Here is a 12,347-nt window from a genome sequence, read left to right as displayed (position 1 = left end):
GGCACAGCGTTCAATCACTCAGTACATCACAGGATATTACAGCGAGATCAGGCCACATCAATATAACGGTGGTCTGACGCCAAATGAGTCAGAACGCTTATTCTGGAATGACTCTAAAACCGTGGCCAATTTTACTTGACCACTTCAAAGCATTCCATAAACAGTGGACTTCCAATTCCTATAATTGATCGACGATGTCCGTTCCTAGGGAAGTAGGTCATCGCTGACTTCGGTACCTTCCCCTTAAGGGTTACCGAAACTATCAAAAGGATAAATTCTTCACTCGTGGGAAGATTTGAAAGTGCATATTGATACGGGTTAATACCACCGACCAGAACCATTGGATCTTGGCGGATAAAGCGCCCTGTCCCTGGGTCGTAATACCGGAAGCGGTTGTAGTGAAGACCACTCTGTTCGTTGCCTTGTGGGCTATGGTTTTTGGTCTGGTTGCCAAAGCAGTATCAGTATACGGAACCCATGACCACGTTACCGTGATGTTCGGTGCATCTCCAAGAGCCGATAGCAGAGTCATCAACCCAGTAAGGTAATTGAATCACGTTGTCCCAACGCTTCCTTGCACTGCTTCCAGATTGTGATTTGGTTCTTCAACTTTCCCAGCATCGTGATTTTACAACCTAACAATGATGAAATTTCATTTGGTTTAATAGAATTCGAAAAACTAACCAACTCATAAATCGGCTTTAATTCATTTGCCAGAATAATAAATCTATGATTGTCAAAATTTACAGGTAGAATTACTGTTTCAACATCACTACCATCGAAAACTTTTTTCCATCTAACGTAAGAATATTCATCTATAGATTTATTACTACCAACTCCGTTTGGAACTACATTTTAATCAGTCCCTTCACGATCTCATCAAAATTTTGTCTCAGTTTAATTTCAATTTCACAAAGCTGTTCTTCATCGCTCTTCGGCGAGTCAGGAACAGCAGCTAGCAACTCCTCTATCGACGAGTCCTTTTCTTCAGACAACAATGAACTCAAGAATAACCATTTACCACTATCCAAATCTATATTGCCTGCTCCAATAGTACCGACTAAACAATTGACTTCGCCATCCCTCTGAGAACGATAAAAGCTTAACTTACATTGCGGAGAGCTATAAAAAATCATAGATTTGTTACCTTCATTAAAATCTATAGATTCTTCATATTTAAAGCCCTTAGCAGAAAAAAATTCCGCCAAAATTAATTGTACTTTTCTCTGAAAGTTACTAGCCATTATTAGTCAACCTTAATCCAAGAATTACCATCTCTAACATAACCAAAATCCTTAGCATTTGTTTCGAGAAACTTAATTTCCATTGCCGTGAAGCTATTTGGTCTATTAATCAACACTTCTCTGATAGTTTCACCATAAAGGTCAATTCGACCAACACCGCGCTCTAGTTGTCCTTGAAGAAATTGCTCATTGGCAGACCAAGCTTTTGCACGTCCTTCGGCCTCACTCAAACCATCAGTAAGTTTGGAAAAGAAGCTAGAGTCAGTCTCATACCATACACCACCATTGGTTTTTGCCTCTCCAATATAACCTCCATTTTCAGCCCATCTTCCTAGAACCAAGCGGTTCAAATTCTGATTAACGTGGGTTGACATTTCGGCTATTTGTCGAGCAAACTGATTAGCTTCAGTACCTGTAGTATTTCGTAATCCACTAATCGCATCATCCAATGAGATCTTGTTTGGAACATCTGCAACTTCTAGGCTATCAGGTTTTCCTTGACTGAGCCAATCTTCAAATGTGCCATCACCACCATTTGCGAGCCAGGCGCGGTAATTAATATCGTCTTGAATATTCTCTGCAAACCACGTTTCACCGCTTGGTGCTACAGCCTTGAACAGCAATTCGCTGCTGTATTTACTGTAAGTCGTTCCATCAGAAGCCTGATATTGCTCAAGCACTCCGCCTGCTGAAGGACTATACAACAAAGCAGGTATTGCAGCTGCAATTCGACTTAATGCCGGAGCTAGTTCAGCTAGTAATGATCTCTCAACAGTGTACAACGCATCATTAGCTGCTGCTTGTGTAGTCAATTTTATAACATTATTGCTTAGTACATTTAATGTAGGCTTGTAAGGTACTGCTCTTGCTACAGCGACTACTGCTGCACCCTCCTTACAACTCAACCCAAGCGGATCAACCCATTGCACAGGATTAGGTGCGTATTGGTAGGGATTCAAACCACCGAGTAGCCCTATCGGATCTTGGTGGATAAAGCGCCCTGTTTCAGGGTCGTAATAACGGAAGCGGTTGTAGTGAAAGCCACTCTCTTCGTCGAAGTATTGACCCTGAAATCGCAGCGGGTTACGGATAGTTTCAATCACTGGAGAGGCCAAACCGTCAATGCTGTATTCCGCCTGCCAGGCGGTTTCACCGCTGCTGTCGGTCAGTTTGAGCGGGGTGCCAAGGTGATCAAGATGGTAATAATAGATTTCCCCTTGCTTAATAAGGGCAACAGGCCTGAAACTGTTTGGCTCATACACGTACCAGGTATATTGCCCGTTACAGTGCTCGCCGATGATCTGGTCGCCATCCCACAGGTAATCAACACGCTGGCTTTCGGTGATTTTTGCACTTCGACGACCTAAGGCGTCGTAATGATACTGGGTATATTTACCGCTTTTTTTCAGACTCGTTAACTGGTTTAAGCCATTGAAGCGGCGCTGTTCATTTCCTTGCGGGGCATGGCGTTTTATTTGGTTGCCAAAGCGGTCATAACTATAGTGGGTGTCTTGCCATTGCAATAGCTTGTCACGGCTGACGCGGCTCTCATTGTTGCCCTGTTGGCTACTGGTGTCATTTTGATTAGGTTGAGGGTTGCCAAAGCTGTCGAAGGTGAATAGCTTTTCTGGTTGATGAGGTAATTGACTGCCGCTAAGTTGATCGAGTTGATCAAACTGATAATGACTCTCCCCCAACTCGCTATCCTGTATGCCAACAAGCTGATCCACCTGATTGAATTGATATTGCCGACGGTGCTCGGCACTAGGATATTTCCAACACTGTTGGTTCAAACGCCCTTGCACATCAAAGGACTGCGAAAGTGTTACGCCGTTACTTTGCTCACGGCAAACTTCTCTTGCACTGCTATCGAATTTACACTGGAACAATGGTTGTTGATCCCAGTCGATACCTGTAAGTAGGCCTTTTTCGTTATAACGATAATGTATTCGATGATTATCTGGTAACCGGGTAGTAATACGGTTTCCGTTAGCATCGTATTCATGCAAGATAATCCAGTTATCCTGGCATATCTTTGTTGGCTGGCCATTACGATGATAATGGATACTCAACCTACGCTGGGCATTGTTGGCATAATTTAAACGCCCGATATTGTCATATTGGAAATGATTAGACTCGGATACCCCAAAAACAGTAAAACGTTGCTCAACCACTCGGCCACATGTATCACGATTAAGCTGTACAAAACGCTCGCCTTTTTCTGCTAGGCTAATTAATCGCCCCTGCCCGTCATACTGATATTCCTGAGTACGGCCATCAAAACCCATTGTCTTCTGTATCTGCTCTTCACTGTCGTATTCAAGACAGTAAGAAACACCATCACTACGCTCTATGGCTGTCAGATTACGTTCTTTATCATATTGAAACTTAAGCCAACTGCCATCAGGGTGAATATACTGAACAGGTTGAGCAAGGCCTTGATAAACAAGGGTATATGTTCTGTCTAATGCGTCAGTGAATGATGTAGGACGACCGGCCCAGTCGTAATCAATTGAGAGGCAGCGATGTTGCTCTGGGTTCGTTTGCGGGTATTCAGCGACTTCGATTATATTTCCCGAACGATCCCGCTTGAACTGTGTCACCCAATCATCGGTATTGATAATACCGTTAATTTCGCCTAGTTCATCATAGCTGTAACGGGTTATTGCCTCACCGTCTTGATATGCAGCCAACAGCCCATGTTCATCCCACCAATACCGTTGGCTATGTCCGTTCGAGTGCTCAATGCAAATCACTCTTCCATGGCGATCATAATGAAATTGCTTGGTGCCACTTGCAGGATCATATTGGCTTAACAGACGACCAAAGCTGTTGTAATCATTACGCCATTCACGACCTTCTGCATCGACTATACGGCTAACTAACCCCATTCGGTTATAGTCGTAACGCATTATGCTGCCATCTGGAGATTGTCTCTCACGTAGCTGCCCATAATGATTGTAAAAAAATTGTGTTGCTTCACCGCCAGGCGCAATTTCCGCAATTTTTCTTGAGCGGGAGTCATAACAATATCGCCAAACATGCCCTTTCGGAGACACCTTTCGAATCAACTTTCCCTGAGCGTTATGCTCGTATCGCCATTGATTGCCCAAGCTATCGGTGCTCACTGCCGTATGCTTATCAAGCTCATACTCAAAACTATACCGATAATTATCTTCGTCCCCCCACTGAGCAATGCATCTAGCTGATGAGCCTACTCCCTGCCATTTAAAGTAATGACTAAAGCCTGATGGACGAATTCTACGGGTCAGTAAGTGGCCTGAATACTGATAGCTCTCAACCTGCTGTTGGCGGTTACTTGCTTCGCATAAATCCCCTTCAGCACTATAGTGATAATGTGCCAGAACAGAAGGCGTCCCCCCGGCATTAGCCTGAACCTCAATCAAATTTCCGCCGGCATCATATCGTAATTCAAGTGCCTGACAGTTATTAGCAACTATTCGTGTTAATCGCCCTGCGCTGGAGTAGCTAAAACGATATTGAAGGGTTTCATTTTCTCGCAACCTTTCAAGCAACCAACGCCGATGCTGATAGACAAAACGCAACTGTCGGCCATCATTTAGCACGAGCTGATAATAGCCATGAGGATCATGATACAGCGTAGCCCCTGCGGTTAATTGATAACTCACAGCTCCTTTATCTACATCATCGAACACCAATACCGAGCCCTGACTATCGATAAAGCGCCACTGCTCACTATCTCCTTCCGCCGACTGGTACTTGGTTAACTCGTAATGGAAGTTGCTTCGCCATCCATAACCTAATCCGACATTGTCCGAGCAAAGACTGGAACGATATAACCGTTGCCATTGAATAGGCGAACTTCCTGACAGAGAAATGTCCGTTAAACGCAGAATTTCTTCACCGGTGGCCATCGATACAGGATCGCCACAATACTCCATTTCATCAGGTGTAACTGGCACTTTGCTATCTCGAACACTGTCTTTCCCCGCAGAGGTATTCTCCTTTTTTCCCCCTTGTATCCCTACCTGCTTTGTTGTCTTAACGGCAATTTCAAGCAACGACGGTTGATGCACAACAACGGGGTCAATAGCCGGAATTTCAAATACTGTTAGCTCTCCTTCAAATAAAGCCTTAGCGACTCTTTCCTGCGCTTTAACGAATGCATTATGGCTACCGGATCTAGCTTGGACTTCAGCCTGAAAATCAAGCATCCCCAGTACAGCCAATAAATCGCCGCCCTGCCTTGGCCTTAGGCGAGCAAATTTATCAACATGTAGCCGGGCTAACTGAAGCGTTTCGAATTGAGACGATATTTGACTAGAATTATTAGTTGCAACAGTAAATATATATGCTTTGCCATCATTGGCTTTAAGCTGTAACTGCTTAATTTCGTCCATGTCATCCTACAATGATTTACTATTGATGCCAGGTATACGATGCAGCCGCTAAATACTGACTTCCTGATATTTCCAGCTGCAAAGTACTGTGCAAATACTCACCGCACTCATAACGTCGGTATAGATGCAATAGGTTATAAAGGCCGCTACATGCACCTAATTCGCCCGTTGTGACTCCAGTCATTACAACCTGAGTTCGGGATCCCACGAATGGGTGAAGCAGGTGATAAGCGGTTGCCCACTTATCAACTAATTCAGCGCTTCCAGTATTTGGGGCATAAAATTGCTGAATACCCTTACGGTGCTCAGTGCTATAACATCTAAATAAGGGCTCAATGTTGGCCTCGGTTATTTCTCTATCTCGTGTTTCACTTGCAAACCAATTTCGTGTGAGTCCAATTTCTGATAAACGAATCTTGACCAAAAGAACACTTTCAGCGGCAATACCACTATTTAGCTGAATATTATGCTGTTGCGGCTGACCAACAACACAAGAACTAAGGCGCGGATCGCTATCTACAGCTAAGACCCAAATATATGGATGTCGCTTCTCACATAATAAATATTCAAGATGACGCCAAGCCAATAACATCGCAGAACAACCATAAGGGAATAAATAACATTCTGAGTGATTCGTTAAGGCCGGTATAGCTTTACAAAGCGTTGAGAATAATTGGTAGTACCACTCTTCGTCATTGCCTTTGTGATCGGATAAAAGCAACAACACTGGCGCAGCGCACCAATCAAATTCACAACCCAATAAGCTTGCTTGTAATACTGCCGTCTGACGTTTGAAATGATCATCTTCAGATAAAGGCAAAATCGGTAATGATAATATACTGTTATATTTATCTATCACCTCAAGCTGTGGTTGAAGACGCAACGACGGATCCATAGCTAACACCCGTTGATGGTCGATATATTTTCCTATCCGGAGACACTGCGGCTCGATCTCAATTGGCATTGTTCACCCAATCGTAACCGTAGGATTACCAACAACTATTTTTCCACCATGATCAGTTGAGTCCCCCATTCTCGCCGCAGGTTTACCATTGATCGATACTGACGATGATCCCGCTTTGATACTATCTGGCGGACCGATGCACACTAACATATCTCCCTTTCTAGCCGCTGGAAGACCGCCAATAAACACATTCCCCGAACCTGCTGCGACCGGACCGCCAACATGCGGGACTTTTCCTGTCGTCTTAGGGCACATATGAAAACAACTCACTGTAGCTGCTGGTTTTCCCATCTTCTATTTACAACAAGATGAATATCAACTTGCTGACTCCCTATTAAGTTCTTAACCCATTACCGGATAACCAATTTTCTGTTCAAGTCTCTAATTTAATGCGATAGAGCCCGCTTTTAGGGCAATAGTGCTTCCATTGACCTTTATGCTTGATCCCTTTATATCAATCGCACCACTGCTGGACAGTGTCAGTGAAGCACCACCTGCTTTAAGTACTATTTTCTTTCCTGCATTAATAACCAATTCTTTAGCTATATCAGCATTAAGACAATTGTCGACTTTCAGTGTGTAGTCATTCGTTATGGTTTGATTGCAGTTATTTTCGACAAGAAGCTGGTAATCATTTTTAATGGTTTGCTGGCTATTATTTTCGACTACAAATTGATGGTCGTTATTCACCGTGTGCCGGCAATCATTTTCAATCAGCAACTGATAGTCGTTTTCAACCATTAAATGGTGATCTTTCTCTGCATGAATAGCGAGCAGTTCATTGCCTTTATCGTCATCAAAACGAATCTCGTTGAAATTGTCCTCTGCAGCTTCCTTTGTCGAACGTGTTTTCACGCCACTTTGTGTTTTCTTTCCCGGCAACTCATACGGCGGCATTTGATCGCCGTTATACACGGCGCCGCTAATAATAGGCTGATCGGGATCACCATCCAGAAATTCGACCAGCACTTCCTGGCCAACCCGAGGAAAGAAGAATGCGCCCCATCGATTGCCAGCCCAGTTTTGAGCAACACGGATCCAGCAAGAACTCGTGCTATCAGCAACACCCTCTCGATCCCAATGAAACAGCACTTTTACCCGGCCGTACTTATCGATGTGTATTTCATCACCTTCATCCCCTGTCACACAGGCCGTCTGGGCACCATATATTCGAGGTTTCGGCGTGAGCTGTTGTGGCCTGTAGAGAGTTTCTTTCGGTACACATGAAAACTGATTTCGAATGGTTTGGTAGGCACTTTTGCTAGCACCGGTTTGGCTTGTGATCGCGACTTCCATATTTAGTTGAGTGATCAGAAAGCCCTTGCCTTCAACTCGCTTATCTTCATGATATTTAAAGGTAAAGTACTGACCTGCACTGAAACTGCGACAGTTGCTTGCTGCCGAACACTGCTCGGTATCGCGCTGAAAGGATTCCAGAGAAACATTGGCAACATCTTGAGCCCGACTATTAAACTCAGAGCCAGCCTGATATTCAAAGATCTCTAAAGCTGACTGCTGTACAGCTAAACTTGAATTAACATGCTCTCCCGAAGGCTTTGATGCGGGCGTTATAAAATCATACCCTTTCTTAACACTGCTACCCGGAGCAACTTCCAATGCACCTGACCATGAATGAACATGTGCCTCAGACAGACTTCCTGTTGTAAATGCAACCAATGATTCCGTGCATTCTTGGTACGCTGTTACATCATCTGCCAATACAACATAATGGTTACTTTCATCATGCCTAAAGAAATAAAATATGCCTTCTTGTTCAAGCAAGCGGTTTACAAACTGCAGATCAGTTTCATGATATTGAACTTTATAAGTATATACTGGGTAGCTTTTCTTTAGCTCACTTTGGGTTTTCACACCATGTTCCGAGAACATTGTTATTACAATATCTTCAACGTTGAGCTGTTGAAATATACGACAATTGCTGCGCTGAGAAAGAAAGTGTAAACTTGGATTTATATCTAAAATATAATCTTGGTATTTATCACCTTCCGCTACAGACGGCACTCGACTACCTGTAGAGCGTATTGCAGTAATACAGCCATTAAAAAACCTCTCCGACATACTATCAAAAAGGTTGTATTGTAAGGTAATAGTTACAGTCTTACCAAGAATACTCTTTACATCAATTAGCTGACCATTTGCATAAACATAAGCCTGAATAGAAAAAAGCGTAGAAATCCCTTCAAGGATTTCCACTTTGGTAATATATAAAGCATCCTTACCTAGCGGTGTATGAATGCGAAGAATGCTATTATCTTGTGTCGCTTTTATCATTATTTATCAAACCAATTTCAAAATATTGAAAACGGGATAAATAAACTATCCCGTCACAATTCAACATAACCTACTCTTGATTCGTTGAATGCCCATACACACCACTGTATTTATATACAAGTTTAGGCTGAAGCATGTTCTCATCATTTGTTGGATGTACTGTCATTTCCATCTCGGTATATGAAATAGTAATAGTTTCAATAGGACGATCATCTTGAATTGACACACTATAATTAGATATCATCGCATTAGTCAGCTCAATTTTCATGATCTCTTCAACTTGCCCCCCTCCTTGTTTAGTAACATAGAACTCTGCAGTCTCCCCTTTACCGATAGTTGCTTCTCTGAATAATAATGTTGATGCTTTATCCTGAAGCTTAGTAATAGTCATATCATATAGGCGCGCAGAGCTGGCTTCACGATCCTGCTGAGTACCAGTAAAAGCAGTAATTTCACGACCCACGCTCCAGTCTACTGACAAGAGAGTAATCATATCTTTAAAGCCTGAAGCTGTTGCTTCACCTTTAATTTTGGCATATTTTAAATAAGTATTTGATTGCATGCTAATCTCCTATAGCATTACTGATTTATCCCTGTAACGGGTTCTATTTTCAACTCTATCAACATTTATAATGATGAGTTTAATTAAAAAACCAAAGAGATTACTTTTAATTGCAAACATAACAATTAAAACACATACTCTTTGGAAAACAATATAATGACAAACAAATATAATTATCACACCCAAAACAATAAGACTTAAGAAGTAATGATTTGGACTTTGATTTACGTCGCAATTAAACCTGTGGCACTCATGAATCTAATCAATTTTTACGTCATATGTATCATCGCAAATATCAACAACTATGTTATTGATACTTTCTTTTATTGATAATCTTTCTAAAATAACCTTAGATATTAATGGTAACAATATATTCTGAAGGTTGTTTAGGATCGCTCTTGCACCAAATCCGGGATCATAACAACGATTATTTAAATAATTAACAACATCAACAGTATAATTAAATGATGCGCTATAGTTATTGTTCAGTCTCTTACCAATTCGCTCTAACTGTAGGTGCACTATTTTTTCGAGCACCTCGGTGCTGAGGGGTACATAAGGGACAATATTTACACGCCCCAAAAATGCAGGCTTGAATGTCTCCATCATTTCATCATATATCGCCGTCTTTAATCCTTCAGGGCCCGGTGCGGTTGCTTCATCTTCATAGAGGGCCATCGTCGTTTCTGTGCCGACATTCGAGGTCATGATAATGATTGTATTCTTGAAGTCGATATCACGGCCTTCTCCATCTTTCAGCGTACCTTTGTCGAAGACCTGGTAAAAAATGTCCTGAACACCAGGGTGCGCTTTTTCCATCTCATCGAGCAATACCACACTGTATGGTTTACGTCTTACTGCCTCGGTAAGGATCCCTCCCTCACCAAACCCGACATAGCCAGGAGGTGAGCCCACCAGCAAAGAAACTTTATGCTCCTCTTTAAATTCAGACATATTGATAATGGTTACATTATCTTCACTACCATATACCTGTTCCGCCAATGCAAGTGCTGACTCTGTCTTCCCTACACCACTCGGGCCGGTTAATAAAAACACGCCATCGGGTTTTCGCTCATCGCTCAGTTGTGCTCTTGCTGTTTGAACGACTTTCCCCATCAGATCCAACGCATGATCTTGGCCAATAACCCGCTCTTTCATCCTGTCATTTAACGACAAAATGGTTTTAATTTCATCACTCTGCATCCGCCCCAACGGAATGCCGGTCCAATCCGAAATCACTTCGGCAACCAGTACTTCATCAACCTGAAGAAAAACCATAGGCTCAGGGTTTTCACCAAGTACTGACTTAATCTCCTTCAACTGCGCCTTTTCCAAATCCAGCGATTCCGCCTCGGAAACGGACACCAGCTTGGTCGACATTGCTTTTGCCTGCTGGACCAGGTTACTCTCGTCACGCCACTGATTTTCCATTTCGTTATACTGGCTTTCTACTTGGACAAGCCTATTTCTTAAACTCTCTAATCTCGCCGAGTGATCGTCTCCTGTAATTTCTTCCTTGGCCAATACCGCCATTTCGTCACTAAGCTGCTGACGCTGGCGATCTAAATCTTCAACCTTACCCGGCGTACCCACCTGACTCATTGCAACCCGGGCACAAGCTGTATCAAGCAATGCGACCGCCTTGTCCGGAAGCTGACGCCCATTAATGTAACGGTTAGACAATGTTACCGCCGCATGAAGAGCCTTATCGGTAATGGTCACATTATGATGGGCTTCCATAACGGGTAACAAGCCACGTAACATAACAACGGCTGTTGCTTCATCAGGCTCCTCTACTTTAACCACCTGAAAGCGCCTTGTAAGAGCAGCATCTTTTTCAAAATACTTCTTGTACTCAGCCCAGGTTGTCGCCGCGATAGTGCGCAACTCCCCTCGGGCCAGAGCTGGCTTGATTAAATTCGCTGCATCATTTTGTCCCGCCTGGCCTCCGCTACCAATTAACGTATGTGCTTCATCAATGAATAAAATAATAGGAGTAGGCGATTGCTTTACTTCTTTAATAATACTCTTCAGGCGATTTTCAAACTCTCCCTTGACTCCGGCACCCGCTTGAAGCAAGGCCAAGTCCAGAACTCGAATCGAGACATTTATTAATGATTCCGGCACATCACCCAATACAATACGCTGGGCCAGTCCTTCTACAACTGCCGTTTTACCCACTCCGGCTTCTCCGGTCAGGATGGGGTTGTTCTGCCTCCGCCGGGTCAAAATATCAATCATCTGCCGGATTTCACTATCACGGCCTAATATTGGGTCAATACCTTCTGCTTTTGCCTGCTCCGTCAGATCAATCGTGTATTGTGCCAGTGTCTGATGATTTACAGTCTCATTTCCCTGTGTTGAATTTACGGTGCCAGGAGTCGCAGTTTGTTCCGGTGATCCTTGTTCGGAAATAGTCGGCCATGCAAACAGCAACTCAGAAGGATCGATTCTTTCCAACTGACCGGCACCTCTTACCACCAGGGTGCCCATGGTTTCATCGTTTAGTAGTGCATAAACCAGATGGACGGACTGAATTTGATGGTCGTCGAACTCAATAGTCGCAGCCAGCCAGGCTGAACGTAATAGCGCAACGAGATGAGGAGATAGACCCGGCGTATTACTATTGCCAGTTTTAAATTGCTCCAATGCCTGGTGCAACTCATTTTTTAGTTCAGCCATTTCAATACCAAACTGATCCGCAATTAGAGATAAATCACCATTGGGCTCATCAACCATTACGGCTAACCAGTGTTGGATCTCAACACTAAAATGACTACGGCTATTACACAGAGCGGCACTCGACTCGAGCAAGGATTTGCAATTTGGTGCCAGTTTGTCTACGAGAGACTTCAACGTCATTGTCGACATACAAGGATCCCTTTCCTTTTATATAAAATATC

General features: G+C 43.2%; 8 protein-coding genes and 2 pseudogenes. 2 read left to right on the top strand and 8 right to left on the bottom strand.

The genetic code is table 11. The features are described 5' to 3' along the window. Positions 1–139 (top strand): annotated as a pseudogene (locus EIZ48_RS26080) (IS3 family transposase); the annotation flags it as partial. Here EIZ48_RS26080 and EIZ48_RS26075 read toward each other — a convergent pair. Further along, positions 132–359: pseudogene (locus EIZ48_RS26075) on the bottom strand (hypothetical protein); the annotation flags it as partial. The pseudogenes EIZ48_RS26080 and EIZ48_RS26075 sit on opposite strands and share 8 nt — an antisense overlap. Before the next feature lie 39 nt (positions 360–398). On the opposite strand from EIZ48_RS26075, the gene EIZ48_RS26070 reads away from it, so the two are divergent. Then, positions 399–548: a hypothetical protein gene (locus tag EIZ48_RS26070; RefSeq protein ID WP_160658115.1), complete on the top strand. Its 150-nt coding sequence runs from the start codon at positions 399–401 to the stop codon at positions 546–548. A gap of 300 nt (positions 549–848) precedes the next feature. On the opposite strand, the gene EIZ48_RS26065 is transcribed toward EIZ48_RS26070, so the two are convergent. The 7 genes from EIZ48_RS26065 to tssH all read right to left on the bottom strand — a co-directional run bounded on the left by EIZ48_RS26065 (position 849) and on the right by tssH (position 12,315). Beyond that, positions 849–1,244 carry a hypothetical protein gene (locus EIZ48_RS26065; RefSeq protein WP_160658113.1) on the bottom strand — a complete coding sequence of 132 codons (396 nt, stop codon included), beginning with the start codon at positions 1,242–1,244 and terminating at the stop codon, positions 849–851. 2 nt (positions 1,245–1,246) lie between these two features. Next, positions 1,247–5,626 carry an RHS repeat-associated core domain-containing protein gene (locus EIZ48_RS26060; RefSeq protein WP_160658111.1) on the bottom strand — a complete coding sequence of 1,460 codons (4,380 nt, stop codon included), beginning with the start codon at positions 5,624–5,626 and terminating at the stop codon, positions 1,247–1,249. A 19-nt stretch (positions 5,627–5,645) separates the two neighbouring features. Next, positions 5,646–6,521, bottom strand: coding sequence for a hypothetical protein (locus EIZ48_RS26055; protein ID WP_160658110.1), 876 nt, complete (start codon positions 6,519–6,521; stop codon positions 5,646–5,648). Between the two features lie 72 nt (positions 6,522–6,593). Beyond that, positions 6,594–6,881, bottom strand: a complete 288-nt coding sequence (locus EIZ48_RS26050; RefSeq protein WP_160658108.1) for a PAAR domain-containing protein — start codon at positions 6,879–6,881, stop codon at positions 6,594–6,596. A gap of 90 nt (positions 6,882–6,971) precedes the next feature. Next, on the bottom strand, positions 6,972–8,882 hold the full coding sequence (gene tssI / locus EIZ48_RS26045; protein ID WP_160658106.1) for a type VI secretion system tip protein TssI/VgrG: 1,911 nt from the start codon (positions 8,880–8,882) through the stop codon (positions 6,972–6,974). Between the two features lie 70 nt (positions 8,883–8,952). Continuing rightward, entirely contained in the window at positions 8,953–9,444 is a 492-nt protein-coding gene (locus EIZ48_RS26040; protein ID WP_160658105.1) for an Hcp family type VI secretion system effector, read from the bottom strand. 258 nt (positions 9,445–9,702) lie between these two features. Further along, a complete protein-coding gene (tssH, locus tag EIZ48_RS26035; RefSeq protein WP_160658103.1) occupies positions 9,703–12,315 on the bottom strand; it encodes a type VI secretion system ATPase TssH in 2,613 nt (870 codons plus the stop codon). Positions 12,316–12,347 lie beyond the last annotated feature (32 nt).

Origin of the sequence: Photobacterium alginatilyticum, from assembly GCF_009910675.1 — a bacterium.
GTDB lineage: Bacteria > Pseudomonadota > Gammaproteobacteria > Enterobacterales > Vibrionaceae > Photobacterium > Photobacterium alginatilyticum.
Note: the sequence above shows the minus strand (reverse complement) of the source record. Positions and strands in the feature narration are given on the sequence as shown.

Excerpts from the sequence above, each read along its gene's own strand:
- tssH (WP_160658103.1), bottom strand. The coding sequence starts at position 12,315 with ATGTCGACAATGACGTTGAAGTCTCTCGTAGACAAACTGGCACCAAAT.
- EIZ48_RS26050 (WP_160658108.1), bottom strand. The coding sequence starts at position 6,881 with ATGGGAAAACCAGCAGCTACAGTGAGTTGTTTTCATATGTGCCCTAAG.
- EIZ48_RS26040 (WP_160658105.1), bottom strand. The coding sequence starts at position 9,444 with ATGCAATCAAATACTTATTTAAAATATGCCAAAATTAAAGGTGAAGCA.
- EIZ48_RS26060 (WP_160658111.1), bottom strand. The coding sequence starts at position 5,626 with ATGGACGAAATTAAGCAGTTACAGCTTAAAGCCAATGATGGCAAAGCA.
- EIZ48_RS26055 (WP_160658110.1), bottom strand. The coding sequence starts at position 6,521 with ATGGATCCGTCGTTGCGTCTTCAACCACAGCTTGAGGTGATAGATAAA.
- tssI (WP_160658106.1), bottom strand. The coding sequence starts at position 8,882 with ATGATAAAAGCGACACAAGATAATAGCATTCTTCGCATTCATACACCG.
- EIZ48_RS26065 (WP_160658113.1), bottom strand. The coding sequence starts at position 1,244 with ATGGCTAGTAACTTTCAGAGAAAAGTACAATTAATTTTGGCGGAATTT.